15 protein-coding genes are annotated in these 16,400 nt (G+C 68.5%); 11 read left to right on the top strand and 4 right to left on the bottom strand.

What is annotated here, in order from left to right:
• The first annotated feature begins 20 nt into the window (after positions 1-20).
• The 3 genes from DAT35_RS27030 to DAT35_RS27020 are packed head-to-tail and all read left to right on the top strand — an operon-like array spanning position 21 to position 3,482.
• The gene (locus DAT35_RS27030; RefSeq protein ID WP_108070175.1) at positions 21-1,424 is read left to right on the top strand and encodes a hypothetical protein; all 1,404 of its coding nucleotides are present in this window, start codon (positions 21-23) and stop codon (positions 1,422-1,424) included.
• The gene (locus tag DAT35_RS27025) at positions 1,421-2,092 is read left to right on the top strand and encodes a hypothetical protein (protein ID WP_108070173.1); all 672 of its coding nucleotides are present in this window, start codon (positions 1,421-1,423) and stop codon (positions 2,090-2,092) included. The genes DAT35_RS27030 and DAT35_RS27025 overlap by 4 nt, the downstream gene beginning before the upstream one ends.
• Positions 2,093-2,108: 16 nt before the next feature.
• On the top strand, positions 2,109-3,482 hold the full coding sequence (locus DAT35_RS27020; RefSeq protein WP_108070171.1) for a M50 family metallopeptidase: 1,374 nt from the start codon (positions 2,109-2,111) through the stop codon (positions 3,480-3,482).
• On the opposite strand, the gene DAT35_RS27015 is transcribed toward DAT35_RS27020, so the two are convergent.
• On the bottom strand, positions 3,479-4,675 hold the full coding sequence (locus DAT35_RS27015; protein ID WP_108070169.1) for a peptidase C39 family protein: 1,197 nt from the start codon (positions 4,673-4,675) through the stop codon (positions 3,479-3,481). The two genes, DAT35_RS27020 and DAT35_RS27015, sit on opposite strands and share 4 nt — an antisense overlap.
• A gap of 142 nt (positions 4,676-4,817) precedes the next feature.
• Between DAT35_RS27015 and DAT35_RS27010 the strand changes: the two genes are divergently transcribed.
• The 5 genes from DAT35_RS27010 to DAT35_RS26990 are packed head-to-tail and all read left to right on the top strand — an operon-like array spanning position 4,818 to position 9,372.
• A complete protein-coding gene (locus DAT35_RS27010) occupies positions 4,818-6,083 on the top strand; it encodes a cytochrome-c peroxidase (RefSeq protein ID WP_108070330.1) in 1,266 nt (421 codons plus the stop codon).
• A 3-nt stretch (positions 6,084-6,086) separates the two neighbouring features.
• The gene (locus tag DAT35_RS27005) at positions 6,087-7,205 is read left to right on the top strand and encodes a metallophosphoesterase (RefSeq protein ID WP_108070167.1); all 1,119 of its coding nucleotides are present in this window, start codon (positions 6,087-6,089) and stop codon (positions 7,203-7,205) included.
• 11 nt (positions 7,206-7,216) lie between these two features.
• Positions 7,217-7,981, top strand: coding sequence for a c-type cytochrome (locus DAT35_RS60955; protein WP_233261722.1), 765 nt, complete (start codon positions 7,217-7,219; stop codon positions 7,979-7,981).
• Between the two features lie 21 nt (positions 7,982-8,002).
• Complete coding sequence (locus DAT35_RS26995; protein ID WP_108070165.1) at positions 8,003-8,566, top strand: RNA polymerase sigma factor; 564 nt, start codon at positions 8,003-8,005, stop codon at positions 8,564-8,566.
• Positions 8,563-9,372, top strand: coding sequence for an anti-sigma factor (locus DAT35_RS26990; protein WP_108070163.1), 810 nt, complete (start codon positions 8,563-8,565; stop codon positions 9,370-9,372). The genes DAT35_RS26995 and DAT35_RS26990 overlap by 4 nt, the downstream gene beginning before the upstream one ends.
• Positions 9,373-9,385: 13 nt before the next feature.
• Here DAT35_RS26990 and DAT35_RS26985 read toward each other — a convergent pair whose 3' ends face one another.
• The 3 genes from DAT35_RS26985 to DAT35_RS26975 are packed head-to-tail and all read right to left on the bottom strand — an operon-like array spanning position 9,386 to position 12,849.
• Positions 9,386-10,099: an RluA family pseudouridine synthase gene (locus tag DAT35_RS26985; RefSeq protein WP_108070161.1), complete on the bottom strand. Its 714-nt coding sequence runs from the start codon at positions 10,097-10,099 to the stop codon at positions 9,386-9,388.
• The gene (locus DAT35_RS26980; protein ID WP_108070159.1) at positions 10,096-11,505 is read right to left on the bottom strand and encodes a pitrilysin family protein; all 1,410 of its coding nucleotides are present in this window, start codon (positions 11,503-11,505) and stop codon (positions 10,096-10,098) included. Before DAT35_RS26980 ends, DAT35_RS26985 begins: the two co-directional genes overlap by 4 nt.
• The gene (locus tag DAT35_RS26975) at positions 11,506-12,849 is read right to left on the bottom strand and encodes a pitrilysin family protein (RefSeq protein WP_108070157.1); all 1,344 of its coding nucleotides are present in this window, start codon (positions 12,847-12,849) and stop codon (positions 11,506-11,508) included. It lies immediately after the preceding gene.
• Positions 12,850-12,996: 147 nt separating this feature from the next.
• On the opposite strand from DAT35_RS26975, the gene DAT35_RS26970 reads away from it, so the two are divergent.
• From DAT35_RS26970 to DAT35_RS26960, 3 genes are all read left to right on the top strand, one after another.
• Entirely contained in the window at positions 12,997-14,226 is a 1,230-nt protein-coding gene (locus tag DAT35_RS26970) for a cytochrome P450 (protein ID WP_233261721.1), read from the top strand.
• Between the two features lie 35 nt (positions 14,227-14,261).
• Positions 14,262-15,485, top strand: a complete 1,224-nt coding sequence (locus DAT35_RS26965) for a cytochrome P450 (RefSeq protein WP_108070155.1) — start codon at positions 14,262-14,264, stop codon at positions 15,483-15,485.
• Between the two features lie 155 nt (positions 15,486-15,640).
• Positions 15,641-16,327: a hypothetical protein gene (locus DAT35_RS26960; RefSeq protein WP_108070153.1), complete on the top strand. Its 687-nt coding sequence runs from the start codon at positions 15,641-15,643 to the stop codon at positions 16,325-16,327.
• Positions 16,328-16,400 lie beyond the last annotated feature (73 nt).

Here is a 16,400-nt window from a genome sequence, read left to right as displayed (position 1 = left end):
TGGACGGTAGGCCCCCTCGTATGCGTGCGTCGCTCCTCGTCCTCCTGCTGCTCACCCTGTCGCCCCTGGCGGTGGCGGCCCCCTTCCCGGTGACGGCCACCCCCGCTCGGGTGGTGCTCGGCCGGGACAAGGCGGTGGTGGTGCAGGTGAAGGTGCCGCGAGGTACGCCTCCACTCCGGGCCGTGGCCTCCACGGGCAGCCTGTTGCCGCTGCCCGCCACCGCCCGGGGGGAGTATGCGTACCGGTGGATTCCCCCGGACATCCGCTATCCGCTCCTGGCAGTGCTCGCCTTCTGGGTGGACTCGCCCGAAGGCCCGCCGGAAGTCACCACGATGCACGTTCCTCTGCTGGGCCGCACGACGCTGGACGTGGCCACGGACGTGGGCGCGGGCGCCGAGGTGGTGGTGCAGGTGGCCGACATGCGTTTCGGCCCCGTGCGCACCAACCGCAAGGGCCGCGCCCAGGTGCAGGTGGAGGTGCCCCCCGGGGTGCGCGAGGCGCGTGTGCTCGCCACGGCCAAGGGCCAGCAGACCGATCGAACCGCCCGGCTCGATGTGCCCCCCGAGCAGCCCCTGCTCGCGCTCATCAGCCCCGACGTGCTCACGGTGAACGGCGCCGGGTGGTTGGTGGTGCTCGGCGAGCAGCCCATGCCGGGCTCGGAGCTCAACCTTCAGGTGCAGGGCGGAAGCGTGGAGGAGCAGGCGCAGACTCCGGGCGTGTTCCGCGTGAAGCCGGAGCCCGAAGCCACCGCCGTCGTGGTGGACGCCCACCGCAAGGACGGCACCGGCGCGGCGCGCGTCACGGTCCCGGTGACGGCCCCCATCGTGGCCCACGTCCCTCCTCCGCAGCCGCCTCCCGTGGTCGCGCCGCCTCCCGTGGTGAAGCCGCCCGAGCCCCCCGTGGACTGGAGGACCTACCTGGGCAACCTGTCCGTCCACCTGATGGCCGGTGGCTTCCTCGCGGGCGGCGACAACCGCGGGCCCCTGGCCTCGGTGGGCCTGGGCTACCGCCTGCCCCCGCTCGGGGGCCGCTTCGCGCTGGAGGTGGAGTCCGGCCTGCGCCAGTCCGTGACCCATCCCCTCGTGGAGCCGCTGGGGCCGCTGGACTCTCGCGTGGTGGCCCTGCCCCTGTTGCTGTCCGCCCGCGTGCTGGCCTTCGAGCGCGGCCCCCTGTCCCTCCACGGGCGCGTGGGAGCTGGCGTGACGTTCTACGAGCAGCGCGTGACGAGCTCCTTCTTCACGGAACCACGCATCCAACAGGGGCGGACGTTCATGGGCTTCGTCGCCGCCCAGGCCGCTTGGCGCTTTGGCTCACTGAGTGCCCTGTTCGAGCTGCGCGGCAGCTACGCCGCGGCTCAGGCGAGCGAGATCGACGCCCAGCTCGGCGGCGTATCCGCATCCCTGGGAGTGAGGTACGCACTATGAGGAATGTCCTGCCCCTCCTCCTGGCGCTGCTGTGCGCGTGCGCGACCGAGCCGCCTCTCCAGGCTCCCACCATCCTCTCCATCTCGCCCGCGGAGCAGCTCAACTACGAGTCGAAGCTCGTCACCGTGCAACTCGACACGGATCCGCGCTTCTTCGTGGACTACGGCAGGAAGTCGGTCCAGATGATCGAACAGCCGACGCTGGAGATCGGCACGCAGAAGGTGGCGCTGGACACGTACCTGGGCCACGGCCAGTTCCAGGGCACCGTGGGCCCAGGGCTGGACGTCGGCCGCTACGACATCCGGGTGACGCTGGGGGACGGACGCGAGGCCACCCTCTCCGACGCCTACGAAGTGAAGCCCTGGATCGACCAGCCGGTGCGCGGCTATTGGCTCGAACCCATCAAGGACCAGAACCAGAATCAGCCCTTCACCGTCACCATCCACGCGGCGGGCACGAATGCGGAGCAATTCGAGGGCTCGGTGACGGTGAGCGTCTACGATAACGGCAGCACGAAGATCTCCTCCATTCGCAGCGGTTCCTTCTCCGGAGGCATTCGCCAGGAGGAGCTCACGATCGACGCGACTGGCAACAACTTCCTCGTCGTGGTCCAGGACGACGAGGGCAACGGCGCCACCTCGAACTCCTTCAAGGTGGTCTCCCAGTAACGGTTTCACGAGGCACATGAGCACCGACTCCTCTTCCCCCTTCTCCCTGCACTTCAACCTCGGCCGCATCCCCGTCGTGGTCGATCCGAGCTTCTGGGTGGTGACGGCCCTGTTCGGCATGTACGGGAGCCGGAGCCCGATGGAGATGCTGTCCTGGGTGGGCGTGGTCTTCGTGTCCATCCTCGTGCACGAGCTGGGACACGCGCTCATGGCCATGAGCCTGGGCTGCGACGTGGCGGCCATCCGGCTCTACTCCATGGGCGGACTGACCTTCCCCGACCGGGCGCTCAGCCGCTGGCGGGACGTGGCCGTCTCCCTGGCCGGGCCATTCGCGGGCTTCCTCTTCGGCGGGCTGATGATCGGCGTCAACATGATGATGCCTCCGCGCAGCCCCCTGGGCATCGTCATCTTCCGCGACCTGATGTGGGTGAACTTCGCGTGGGGCATCATCAACCTGCTGCCCGTTCCCCCGCTGGACGGAGGCCACGTGATGCGCGGCATCCTCGGGCCCTCGCGGCAGCGCATCTCCCTGTGGATCGGCGTCATCACCGCTGGCGGAGTGGTCGCCCTGTCGGTGAGCGTCCGCCTCTTCTACACCGCCTTCATGTTCGGCTGGATGGGCTACGGCTGCTGGCAGGCCCTCAAGGTGGCTCGGGACATCAAGCCCCTGCAGCCCATGAAGGTCGCGGACCCCGAGCCGGATGCACTCGCCCGCGCCTGGCAGGCGCTGCGCTCCGGCAACGAGAGCGAGGCGGCCCGGCTGGGACACCTGGCCCTGTCCGCCGCCAAGCCCGGCGAGGAGAGCAACGCGGTGAGGGATCTGCTCGCCTGGGTGGCGCTCACGGATGGCAATCCCCGCTCGGCGCTCTCCCACCTGGAGAAGGTGGATCCACCCCAGGCCGCCCGTCCCTTCAGTCTGGCCATGGCCTTCGAGGCCACGGGTCTGCCAGATCGCGCCCTGCCCCACGCGCTCGCCGCGCTGGAGAAGGAGCCCACCGAGGCGGTGGCCGCGCTGGCGGTGCGCCTGCTGGTGGGGGCCCAGCGCCTGGACGAGGCCGAGCGCATTGCCCGGGACTTCTCGTGGAAGGCGCCGGGCAAGCGCGATGCGCTGCTGGCGGGCGTGGCGGCGGCCCGGGGTGACTTCGGCGCGGCGGCGGCGCTCCACGCGACCGCCTTCGAGACCGCGGGCCGCGCGGAGGATGCGTACCAGGCCGCCCGCAACCACGCCCGCGCCGGCCAGGGGGAGCGCGCCTCCGAGTGGCTCAACCGCGCGCTGGAGGCGGGTTACGACGACTTCGAGACGCTCGGCCAGGAGCCCGCGCTGGCCGAGGTCCGCTCCGCTCCGGAGATCGCCGAGCGGCTCGCCCGGCTCGGCAAGGGCGCCGCCTAGAGCGCGGGCACCGGCCAGTCCGTGGGGTAGATGAGGTACGCCGTGCCGACCGAGGCCTTGAGCCACAGAGGCTCGAGCTGGGAGCGCAGGTAGGTGCGGCGCACCGTGGCGTCGCTCGCGGCGGCGGGATCGTTCACCACCGGGTTGCCGGCCGCGTCGAAGCCCACCAGGACGATCAGGTGGCCCGCCGTCGACTCGATGGGTGCCCCGGTGAGTTCGCCCTTGGCCCAGGCGACACTGAGGATGGCGGGCACCCCGGCGGCGATCCACGGCTCGAGCTGGTGGAAGCCGGTGAAGCGCGTCACGTGGGCCTGGAATCCCTTCGTGGCGGCATAGGCGGTGTTGAAGGGCCAGTTGCCGTGCCCGCGGTAGATCCAGTCATACACGCCGCTGACCGCCGCGCGCACCCGGGGCTCGCAGGCGCCGGTGTCACCCGTCCAGTAGCCGAGCACCATGGACGTGGACGTGGGGCTGCACCAGACCTCGCCCCCATCCGGGTAGACCATCTGCGAACACTGGGGAATGTCGATCACCTGGTTCCACAGCGCGGAGTTGCCCGGGAAGGTGGCCGGGCTCTTCTCCGGCGCGGTGGAGAGGGTGACGGCGCTGGCGCGCACGCGCGGGGTGGCGATGCCGTCCGCGCTGAACAACCGCACCTTGAGCTGGAAGACCGTGGGTGACTTCTTGTTGCTGATGATCAGCGTGTCGGTGCCCACGTACCCATTGCTGTCCGACTGCGAGGCCACCGAGTGGCGGCGCACCGTCGCGCCATCCGCGGCCCACACGCCCAGGTTGTACCACTTCGTCCAGACGCCGGAGATCTGCGCGCGGATCTGCGTCTCCACCCACGTGCCGGAGGGCGTCTCGGCCTCCCAGGAGGCGATGGCCTCGCGGAAGGCGAAGCCGTTCGTCATGACGGGACTGGTGGCCTCGCCGACGCGGAAGCTGCCTCCGTTGTAGAAGTTGCCCCCGTTATAGGCACCGGCCGCGTAGGGATCCGTGCCGGCCACGGCCGTCTGGGGATCCACCTGCAGCGAGCCATCCGTCGCGAGGCTCACCCCACTGCGCTGCCACGAGGAGAAGTTGCCCTGGCTCGCCCGCCAGCGGACGAAGGCGCTCTGTCCCGCGAGCGCCGCGGGTGCCCACGTGAGCGTGACGCACAGCGCGACCACGGCCGTCCTGATGCTTCGCATGAACCACCTCCTGAATGTCGAGGGGTTCCTTGCTTACTTGTTTTCCAGGGAGAGGCCAATGGAGTTTCCCGGCGGGTGAGAGCCCTCACGAAAATCCAACGGAATAAGCGCGGTGATCGGAGTTCTTCCCATCGAGGTGATCATGAAAGCGCTCACTTGCCTGGCGGTGCTCGCATGGGGCGGCACCGCGCTCGCGGGCGAAGCATCGCCCCCGAAGCTTCCCATCGGCGTGTCCTCGGCGTTGTACGACATCTCGGTCCCCCCGGACCGGCGGCCCACCCCGGAGCGGGTAGGCCTGGGAGAAAAACTCTTCAATGACAAACGGCTGTCCGCCGATGACTCGGTGAGTTGCGCGACGTGTCATGATCCGAAGCGCGCGTTCACCGATGGAAAGGCCACCTCCGTCGGCATCAAGAATCAGGTGGGCCAGCGCAACAGCCCCACGGTCCTGAACGCGCTCTTCAATGCCACGCAGTTCTGGGACGGGCGCGCGGGAACGCTCGAGGACCAGGCCATCCTGCCCATCCTCAATCCCATCGAGATGGGCATGCCCTCGCCGGAAGCAGTGGTGGCGAAGGTGAAGGGCCTTCCCGAGTACACGACGGCGTTCCAGAAGGCCTTTGGCCGCGAGCCCAATGCCACTGACCTCGCCGCGGCCATCGCGGCCTTCGAGCGGATGCAATACTCCGGCAACGCCCGCTTCGACCGGTTCCTCGTCGGCGACTCGAAGGCATTCAACGCCTCGGAGAAGCGCGGCTGGGCCCTCTTCAATGGCAAGGCGCGCTGCAATACCTGCCACGCGGGCAACGCCGTCTCTCCCCTCTTCTCGGATCAGAAGTTCCACAACATCGGCATCGCGGCGCACAAGCAGGACTTCGTGAAGCTCGCCTCGGAGGCGGTGCGGGTCGTGCGCACCGGGGACGAGAAGCAGATCGACGAACTCGCCCTGCAGACGAAGTTCTCGGAGCTGGGCCGGTTCCTGGTGACAAAGAGCGAGAACGACATCGGCGGCTTCAAGACGCCGACGCTGCGCAACGTGGGCGTCACCGGTCCCTATATGCACGACGGCTCGCTGGCGACGCTATGGGACGTGGTCGACCACTACAACAAGGGAGGCATCGCCAACCCGTACCTCGACGGAGGCATGCAGCGGCTGGGGCTCACCGAGCCGGAGATCGATGACCTGGTCGCCTTCATGTACGCCCTCACGTCGGACGACCTCGCGGCGCTGGAGAAGCAGGAGCAGTCGAACCAGCGCGCTCGCAAGAACAACCGCCCCGAGCGCGACACCGCCGCGGCCCTGGGCAAGAAGGGCAGCTTCGGCGATCTGGCGCCCAATCCGAACACCGACATCAAGAACCCGGCCGAGCTGGGCCTCTATGGGCCCGTCCGCCCCACGGAGAAGTGACCCATGCGCAAGCCCATCAAGAGCATCGAGACCCGGCACTACGAGGAGCGCGACGCCTTCTTCGAGGGACTCAAGCAGCTCGACCGCCGGTCCTTCATGAAGCTCGCCGGCATCTCGGCGGGCATCGCGGCGGCGAAGGCCCTCGTCTCGCCCCATAGCTTCCAGCTCATCGACGTGGCCTCCGCGGCCCCGTCCAAGCCGCGCTTCACCTTCGCGTACATCTCGGACACGCACCTGTACAAGAAGGAGCTCAATGACCGCTTCGTGCGCTCCATCCTGCGCGCGGTCGACGACGTGAACCGGTTGGATCCCCAGCCGGACTTCGTCCTCTTCGGCGGGGACCTGGCCCAGCTCGGCAAGAAGGAGGAGCTGGATCTCGGCAAGGAGATCCTCAAGGGCCTCAAGGCGCCCGTCCGCATGATGGTGGGCGAGCACGATTGGTTCCTCGACATGGGCGAGCACTGGCGCGCGCTCTTCGGCGAGCCGCAGTACTCGTTCGATCACAAGGGCGTGCACTTCGTCACGCTGATGAGCGTGAACGAGAAGGACTTCTGGACCGAGCGCGGCATGTCTCCCGAGGAGCGCATGCAGACGGTGGCGGGGCTCGACAACGGCCTCCAGTCGCGCTTCGAGGTCGGCGCCGCGGGGCGTGAGTGGCTCAAGAAGGATCTGGAGAAGGTGGACAAGAAGACCCCGCTGATCATCTTCAGCCACTCGCCGCTCTACAAATACTACCGGCCGTGGAACTTCTGGACGGAGGACGCGGACGAGGTGCAGGCGCTCCTGCGCCCCTTCGAGAACGTCACGGTCATCCACGGCCACACGCACCAGATGCTGAGCAACCGGATCGCCAACATCAGCTTCCACGGGATGCTCTCCACCGCGTGGCCGTGGCCGTACGCCCCCGAGGGACTCCCCGCCCTGACGGTGCAGATGAACCGGACCGATCCCTTCAGCAACTTCGACGGCTGCGGGAATGGCCGCTTCGATGTGCTCGAGGCCGGTCTGGTGGACAAGCTCTACAACCTCTGGGACCGCAACCCCGTCACCATCCGCTCCGGCTACCTCACCTCCAACGGCAAGAACGATCGTCCGGCGGCGACGAAGCTTCCGTCCTACTAGGAGCCCTCACGATGAACGCGCGCAAGTCACTCGGTATCGCGGCGCTCGCCGCCCTCGGCCTCCTCTCACTCGGCTCCGCTCCGGTCAAGAAGGACGCGCCTCCTCCCCAGCACCAGGTCCCGAAGTCCGCGGACGGCGACGTCGTGATCGCGCTGTGCGACGGCGAGACGACGCTCGAGGTCGAGGGCGTGAAGGATCCGGCGAAGATCGACAGGAATCAGGCGCAGGAGATCTCCAACCAGCTCATGTTGCAGTGGCGGAAGAAGAACCCGGACGCCCGGTGGGACGGCCCCGTCACCGTGGCGCAGGCCCAGCCCCCCTCGCCTCCTCCGGCCGCCAAGGCTCCGGGCTCCAACAAGGGCCCGAGCGCCGCGTCGGGCGCGGATCAGGTTCAGCAGAAGCAGGACGCCAACGTCCAGGCGGGACACACCTACGGCGCGTTCAGCGCGCGGGACGAGGCCCTGTGGAAGGCCTCGACCGAGCAGATCGTCCAGGAGGGGCACCGGGTCTTCCACGACGCGAAGGAGCTCGGCGGCACCGTGGCGGTCTCCTGCGACATGTGCCACCCGGACGCATCCAACACCCATCCGGAGACCTACCCGAAGTACCAGGTGCAGCTGGGCCGCGTGGCGCTCCTGCGCGATATGATCAACTGGTGCATCGAGAACCCCGTCCGCGGCAAGCCGCTCGCCGAGGACGACCCGCGGATGAAGGCGATGGAGGCGTACATCTACGCCCAGCGGAAGGGTGTGAAGTTGGAGTACGGCAAACACTGAGCGCGAGACACGGCACGGGCCATGTGGATCCGACGGAGCGCCAAGGGAAGCGGACGCAACCCCTCGTTCGACGAGGAGGCCGTTCAACACCTTCCGGCGCTCTTCGACACCGCCCTCCGGCTGTGCGGCAGCGAGGCGGATGCGCAGGACCTCACGCACGACACGTACGTGCGGGCGCTGGCCGCGGCGGATCGTTACGAGCAGCGCACCTCGCTACGTGCCTGGCTCCTGACGATCCTCCACAACCTCTTCCGCACGCGCCGGAGGGATCAATCCCGGCATCCGGAGGTGGAGTTGGTCGAGGAGGCGCTCCCTCCGGAGCCCTCGCCCGAGCCCGTGCAGTGGAAGGCGGTGACGCCCGCCCAGCTCGACGCCGCGATCCAGGAACTGCCGCTGAAGCTGCGGGAGGTGGTGGTGCTGCGAGATCTCCAGGGACTGAGCTATCGTGAGATCTCACAAGTGTTGGATGTACCGGCGGGCACGGTGATGTCGCGCTTGCATCGGGGGAGATTGGCGTTGAAGGAGGCGTTGTTACCCAGAACGGAAGACGTCGCTCCGGGCGGAGATCGGCGGGATGTGAAATGAGCCCCTCGTGCGAATCGGTGCGGACCTTCCTGTCCGCGTACCTCGACGGTGAGGCGACTCCCCTGCCCCGCGGCGATGTCGAGCGGCACCTCGAGTCCTGCCCGGCCTGCGCGCGAGAGGCCGAGGACTTGAGAAACCTCCGCTCGGTGGTGCGGAGTGCGTATGTTCCCGCCGCTGTGCCCGCCGGGCTGCGCCGGAGCGTGGAGTCGCTTCGGGCCGACCGGCGCCCCCGCCGCCGCCTCGTGGCGCTGGGTGGTGCGCTGGCCGCCCTCGCCGCGGCGCTGGTGGTGTTCCTCGTGCCGGGCTCCACGGCCAAGGCCTCCTCGCTCGCCGAGGCAGCCGTGCTCACCCACGAGGGGCTCGAGCAGGGCTTGTTGCCCCTGGATGTCGCCGAGCGGGATCCCACCCGGCTTTCCTCTCTCCTGTCGGAGCGGCTCCCGTTCCAGGTGGTGCTGCCGAAGCTGGATGATTCCACGCTCAAGCTCGACGGAGCACGCATGGTCACACTCGACGGCGCTTATGCGGCCGTCGTGAGCTACCGGAGGGAGGGTGAGCCCGTGAGCCTCGCCATCGCGCCGCGGCCCTATGCCGGCAGGCCGTCAGGAGAGTCGCGCACCGAGGTGTTCCGCAGTGTCCGCTTCGAGTCGCGCGAGATGCACGGCTATCACGTCATCTCCTGGTCCGAGGGTGAGTTGAGCTATGCGCTCGTCTCCCGCCGCCCGGCTGACGGACGTGCTTCCTGCGCGGTGTGCCATGGGCAGAGCTCCGGGCTCCAGCGCGTGGACGAGTTTCACGGCATCCGGTGAGCAATCACGGGACTCAGCCAGCTCGCGTGGGGGCCTTGCGCAGGAGTTCCACGGTTCTCGCCATGTCCTCCGGCAGCGGGGACTCCAGCGCTCTTGCCTCCACTCCCGGCAGCGCTGGCCACTCCAGCCTCGCCGCGTGCAGCGGAGTCCTCGCCAGGAGCTCTTCGTCCCCTGCTCCGCCCAGATCCTTCGCCTTCAACGGCTCGGCACGCCCGTACTGGTGATCCACCAGCAACGGGTGTCCCTCCGACAGCAGGTGCACGCGGATCTGGTGCGTCCGCCCGGTGAGCGGCTCGGCCTCGACCAGCGAGGCCTCCGCGAATACCTCCACCGGCCGCACCCGCGTCTTCGAGGGTTTTCCCTCCTCGCCCGGCCTCGCCACCCGCATCCGCCCCTTGCGCGCCGGCACCAGCGCCGCGTCCACCACCCGCGGCGCCTCCACCCGGCCCTCCACCAGCGCCAGGTAGCGCTTGCGCACCTTCCCGGACTCGAAGGCCATCGACAGCGTCCGGTGCTTCTCCGGCTCCAGGGCGAACACCATCACCCCCGAGGTGTCCCGATCCAACCGGTGCACCACGTACACCTTCCGCTTCAACCGCTCCTCGAGCACCTCGCGCAGCGAGGGACCACCCCCCTCGCCGCGCCCGGGGATGACCAGCATCCCCGCCGGCTTGTCCACCGCGAGCAGCCCCGCTCCCTCGAAGAGTACGCGGACGCCGTCGCTCACTCGTAATCCGAGGCCGGTACCACCGTCACCGACCCCAGCCCCTTGAGCAGCGGCTTCACCGCCTCGGCGCGCCCCAGCAGCACGATGAGCGGCGGCTTCGCGTACAGGTACTTCGCCGCCACCTCCACCGTCTGCTTCGTCTTCACCGCCAGCAGCCGCTCGCGGAACTTCTCCACCCAGTCGTCCCCGAGCCCGTGCACCCGGATGTCGCTGATGACCGACGCCACGGACTCGTTCGTCTCCGTCCGCAGCGGGTACAGCCCCGCCAGGTAGCGCTGCGCCTTCTTCAGCTCCGCCGGGGAGATTCCGGAGCGGCGCACCTTCGCCACCTCGGCCAGCGAGACGTCGATGATCTCCCGCGTCTTGTCCGTCTGGGTGAACGTGGAGATGCCGAACACGCCTCCCGCGTTCATCATGTCGAAGTAGCTGTGGATGCCGTACGTCAGGCCTCGCTCCACGCGCACCTCGTTCACCAGCCGCGAAGTGAACCCTCCGCCCAGCGCGTTGTTCATCGTCGTGGACGGGAAGTAATCCGGATGTCCCACCCGGAAGCCCGGCCCGCCGATGCGCACCTGCGTCTGCGTCTGGTCCGGCTTGTCCACCAGCAGCACATGGCCCGTGGCCACCGTGTCGGCCGGCGGAAGCTCCACCGGCGCCTCCGGCCCGCCCTCCCAGCCGGCGAAGGCCTTCTCCGCCTCCTCCGCCACCTGCTGCGGGTTCACCGCGCCCACCACCGTCAGCAGCGACACCCGAGGACCCATCCGCTCCCGGTGGAAGCGCACCAGATCCTCTCGCGTGAACGTCTTCACGTGCGCCGCGCTTCCCCCCACGTCGTGCCCGTACGGGTGGTTACCCCACAGCGCCCGCGTGAAGGCCCGGTCCGCGATCACCGACGGATCATCCAGATCGTTGGAGAACCCGGCCAGCGCCCGCTCGCGCGCCAGCTCCACCTCGCGCTCCGGGAAGGACGGCTCGCGCACCAGCTGCCCGAGCACGGACAGCATCGCCGGGAAGTGCTCCGCGGGCGTGGTGACGAAGAGCGACAGCACGTCCTCGCTGCTTCCCACCGAGATGCTCGCGCCGACGAACTCGATCGCCTCGTCGAGCTCATCCGCGCTCATCTTTGCCGTGCCGCGGCGCAGCAGGCGCGCGGTGAAGTCCGCCAGGCCGTGCTTGTCCGAGGGGTCCGCCGCGCTGCCGGCGCGAATGACGAGCCGCGCTGCCACCATGGGCAGCGGCCCGCGCTCGGCGGCCAGCACCTTGAGCCCGCCCGAGGTGGTGCTCTCGTGGAGGGTGGGCAGCATCAGGGCGCCCGACGTGGAGGCCGCCTTCGAGGCCGCCTTCTTCGTACGAACCGCCTTCTTGGCGGGGGCCGCCTTCTTCTTGCTCGTGGCTCGGGGGGCCATCTACTCGACGTCCTTTCCGTCAGCGCTTACACCAAAGGGTAGACCCACGGCGGGCAGGAGCGTCACCACCGAGCGGCGCTCGGGGATGAAGGTCTTCGCCGCCACCGTCTTCACCTGCTCGTTCGTGGCGGCCGAGTACACCGCGGGCAGCGTCAGCCCGTCCCTCCACGAGCCGAGCAGCGTCTCGTAGTGGCCCATGGCGTGGGCCCGCCCACTGTTCGTCGCCAGCTCCCGCAGGTGGTCCGCCCGCAGGTTGTTCTTCGCCTTCTGCAGCTCGCGCTCCGTCAGGCCCTCGGTGCCCAGGCGCGCCAGCTCCGCGTACAGCGCCTCCTCCACCTTGCGCGGATCCGAGTCCGGCTTCAGCTCCAGGTAGAAGAGGATGATGCCGGGGTCGAGTCTCCAGCCCCAGTCCACCGCCACCGACACGGCGAGCTGCGTGTCATAGACGAGCTTCTTCACCAGCCGGCTGCCCTCGCCCTTGGCCAGTGCGTACTGGATGATGTCCAGCACCAGCGTCGCCTGCTCCCGGGCCGCCGGGCCACGGTAGGCGATCATCAGCGCCGGGGACTGGGCGGGGTGGCGCACCTCGGCGCGGCGCTCGCCCTTCTGCATGGGCTCGGCGTCGAGCACGGGCTGGGGCTTGGGGCCCTTGGGGATGTTCCCGTAGTAGCGGCGCACCAGCGCCAGCGTCTTCTTCGGGTCGATGTCCCCGCAGATGTAGAGCACCGCGTTGTTGGGCGCGTAGTACGTGCGGAAGTACTGCTCGCAGTCCTGCCGGGAGATGTTCTCGATGTCCTTCTCCCACCCGATGACCGGCCAGCGGTACGGGTGCGCCTTCCAGACGAGCGTGCCCAGCTCCTCGTCCATGATGCCCGTGATGTCGTTGTCCACGCGGGCGCGGCGCTCCTCCATCACCACCTGGCGCTCGCTCGTCAGCGAATTGTCGTTGATGCGCAGCGAGCGCATCCGGTCCGACTCCAGGTCCAACACCTTCTCCAGCGCGTCCGAGGCGAAGTCCTCGTAGTACACCGTCATGTCCGTGGACGTGTAGGCGTTGGAGCGGCCCCCGTTGGACTCGAGCACCTTGTCGAACTTCTTGGGTCCGTACTTCTTGGCCCCGTTGAACATCATGTGCTCGAACAGGTGGCTGATGCCGGTGATGCCGGGTCGCTCGTTGCGGCTGCCCACCTGGAAGAACGTGTAGAGGCTCACCACCGGCGTCTGGTGGTTGGCCAGCAGACGGACCCGGAGTCCGTTGGGCAGCGTGGCCTCCTGGACGTCGAAGAGGGACTGCAGGATGGGATCCGCCTTGCGCTCGGCGGCTTTCGCGGGTGCCTTCGCCATAGGGGATCCACCGTATACACGGCCGCACTCGGGGGGAAGCATGCCTTTCGAGCAGGGGGATGAGCCCTCGGTGGGCATGGGTTGCCTCATGTCAGACTCCACGGGATCATCGTAACTCCGGCTTAGCCGGATGAATCGGAGAACCTCGTGAGCGCGCCCCCCACCCAGCTGACCCCCCAGATGTTGATGAATCCCTACCCGCTCTACGCGGCCCTGCGAGAGACCGCGGCGGTGCAGAAGGTGGAGGCGTTGCTGGGTGCCTATGTCATCTCGCGCCACGAGCACATCGGGCCCGTCCTCAAGAACACCGCCGTGTTCTCCTCGGTGCTGACGGGGATCAACGGCTTGATGTCGAAGGAGCTCGGCGAGGACGTGCTGCGCTACTTCCGGCCGGAGAACAACCTCATCGCATCAGACCCGCCCCTGCACACGCGCCTGCGCACCCTGGTGAGCCGCGCCTTCACGCCCCGCCGCATCGCCGAGCTCGAGCCCCGCATCCGGGAGCTCTCCCGTGAGCTGATCGACGCCATGCTGGCTCGGGAGGAGTTCGATCTGATCTCGGACCTGGCGGCGCCGCTGCCGGTCATCGTCATCGCGGAGATGCTGGGCATCGAGCCCGAGCGCCGCCTGGACTTCAAGCGCTGGTCGGACAACGTCATCCAGGTCCTCGCCACGGTGGGAGACATGGGGACGGACATGGCCCGCGTGGGAGCGGGCCTCCGGGAGCTGCACACGTACCTGGAGGGAGCCATCGAGCAGCGCCGCCGCGCACCTCGCAGTCATGATCTCATCAGCGCCCTGATTGAGGCGAGCGCGAGCGAAGGGGGCTTGCTGTCCACCGTGGAGCTCATCGGCTTCGTCCGGCTGCTGTTGATCGCCGGCAACGAGACGACCACCCACCTGATCGGCAATGGCACGGTGGCCCTGCTGCGGCACCCGGCGGAGATGGCACGGCTGGCGGCGGAGGCCTCGCTCATCCCCAACGCCGTCGAGGAGATGCTGCGCTACGACGGACCGGTCCAGGCCATCCTCCGGGTGACCACGCGGGACACGGAGGTCGCCGGGCATCCCATCCCGAAGGACTCACGCGTGATGCTTCTGATCGGCGCCGCCAACCGCGATCCGCGCAAGTTCCCGGAGCCGGACAGGTTCGACGCCACCCGCGACACGCAGGGACAGCTCGGCTTCGGCCACGGCATCCACTTCTGCCTCGGGGCTCCGCTGGCGCGCCTCGAGGCGAAGGTGGTCTTCGAGGAAATCTTCCGCCGGGCGCGAAGCCTTTCGTTCGCTCCTGGACACGAGAATCGGATTCCCTGGAGCGATACCTTCATGGTCCGGGGACCCAAGGCCCTGCGGCTACGAGCCGAGCGGCGCTGACGGCATACTTGAGGGCCCCCGTTCCTGGAGGGCCGATGCTGCAGCCACACCCCCTGAAGCTGACGTCCGAGATGGTGGCAAACCCCTACCCTGTCTATGCCACCCTGCGAGACACCGCTCCGGTCCAATACGTCGAGGCCCTGAGAGGTGCCTATGTCTTCTCCCGCTACGAGGAGGTCAGCGCCGCGATCAAGAACACGGCGCTGTTCTCCTCGAAGATGGTGACGACCCGGTCCCTGTTCCCGAAGGAGCTCGGCGAGGAGGTGCTGCGCTACTTCCAGACCGAGAACAACCTCCTGTCCTCGGACCCGCCCCTGCACACGCGCCTGCGTACCCGGGTGAGCCGCGCCTTCACGGCCCGGCGTGTCGCGGAGCTCGAGCCCCGCATCCGGCAGATCGCGGGCGAGCTGCTCGACACCCTGTTGGACAAGCGCGAGTGCGATTTCATGGCGGAGTTCTCGGCGGTACTGCCGGTCATCGTCATCGCGGAGTTGCTTGGAATCGAGCCCGAGCGCCGCCACGACTTCAGGCGCTGGTCGGACGACGCCTCCCAGAGCGTGTCCATCCCGGTCGGCAAGCTCGATCTGGACAAGGTCAAGACGGGGCTGCGGGAGCTCCACGGTTATCTGGAGACGGCCATCGAGCAGCGCCGCCGTGCGCCTCGCAACGACTTCATCAGCGCCCTGCTCGAGGCCGGCGAGGGCGAGGCCATCCTGTCGCCCATGGATGTCATTGGCTTCGTCCGGCTGCTGCTCGTCGCGGGGAACGAGACCACCACCCAGCTACTCGGCAACGGGCTGGTGGCCCTGCTGCGGCACCCGGCGGAGATGGAGCGGCTGGCAGCGGAGGCCTCGCTCATTCCCAACGCCGTCGAGGAGATGCTGCGCTACGACGCGCCGGTGCATGCCATCTTCCGGACGGCCACGGAGGACCTCGAAGCCGCCGCTGTCCCCATCCCGAAGGGATCGCGCGTCATGCTCCTGCTGGCGTCCGCCAACCGCGACCCGCGCAAGTTCCCGGATCCGGACAGGTTCGACATCTCCCGCGAGACCCAGGGACACGTCGCCTTTGGCCACGGCACCCACTTCTGCCTGGGCGCTCCGCTGGCGCGGCTCGAGGCGAAGGTGGCCTTCGAGGAGCTCTTCCGCCGGGTGCGCCGCGTCTCGTTCGCCCCCGGCCAGGAGGAGCACATCGACTGGGGCGAGTCCTTCATGCTCCGGGGCCCCAGGCGGCTCCGGGTGCAAGCCGAGCGGCGCTGACGAGGACCCGCCCGGGCGAGCTCGCTGGCGGCCGTCCGACAATCGGACAAGTGGCGGAAGCTCGCTCCCGGGAGGGCATGCTATCGCTGTGTGACCCGTGGCCTCGGGGGTGTGTTCGTGCGGCCCGGGTTCACATCTCTCCAGGAAGGGCATGCATGTCCAGCACGACGCTCGCCGCACCGCAGCTCGTCATCAACAGCCGCATGCTGTACTCGAGTTGGATTCCCGCCGACCCCAGGGCCGCCGCCGAGCTGCTGCCTCCGGGGCTCCATCCGGCCCCCAACCAGGCCCTCTTCATGAACCAGTACGTCGTCGACTCGGCGGACCAGACGTCCGGCTTCGGCGCCTACTCGCTGACGTACATGGGGTTGGATCTCTCGGGCCGCACCGCGCCCGATGGAGTGACGCCCGCGCGCTTCTTCACCCACTACCTCAACTCCTCGGAGATCGTCCGTGACTACGTGCGCGAGCGGGGCGTGCCTGCCACTCCGGGCACGACCACGCTGGAGCTGCATGGCCAGGAGCTGGTGGCCACCACCCGCGTCGACAACGTCCCCATCATCCGCACGGTGGCCCGGGTGGGCCCGCAGATCGGCGCGGTGGCGCGCGGCCACCTCACGTATGTGACCCGGGTGGGCCAGAAGCTCATCGCCGGCAACTACGCCTACGTCGGAGAGCTGGCCTCGCCCTTCGAGCTCGTCTCCCTGGAGTTCCTCGCGAAGGATCACCCGACGTATGCCCTGCGCCCCTCGAGCCCGTTGAAGCGCGTGGAGGGCTCGTGCTGGTACGCGCCCCGGGACTCCTTCGTCTACCCGGGCGGTGAGTACGAGTACCACCCGTAATCCCCAACCCCGACCGTTGACCAACTAAAGCCTTAGTTGCATTCCAACTAAGGCCTTAGTAGTTTGCGGTGCG

The sequence above is a fragment of the Vitiosangium sp. GDMCC 1.1324 genome (assembly GCF_003044305.1).
GTDB lineage: Bacteria > Myxococcota > Myxococcia > Myxococcales > Myxococcaceae > Archangium.
The sequence above is the reverse complement of the archived record's forward strand: the minus strand, read 5'-3'. Positions and strand labels throughout refer to the sequence as shown.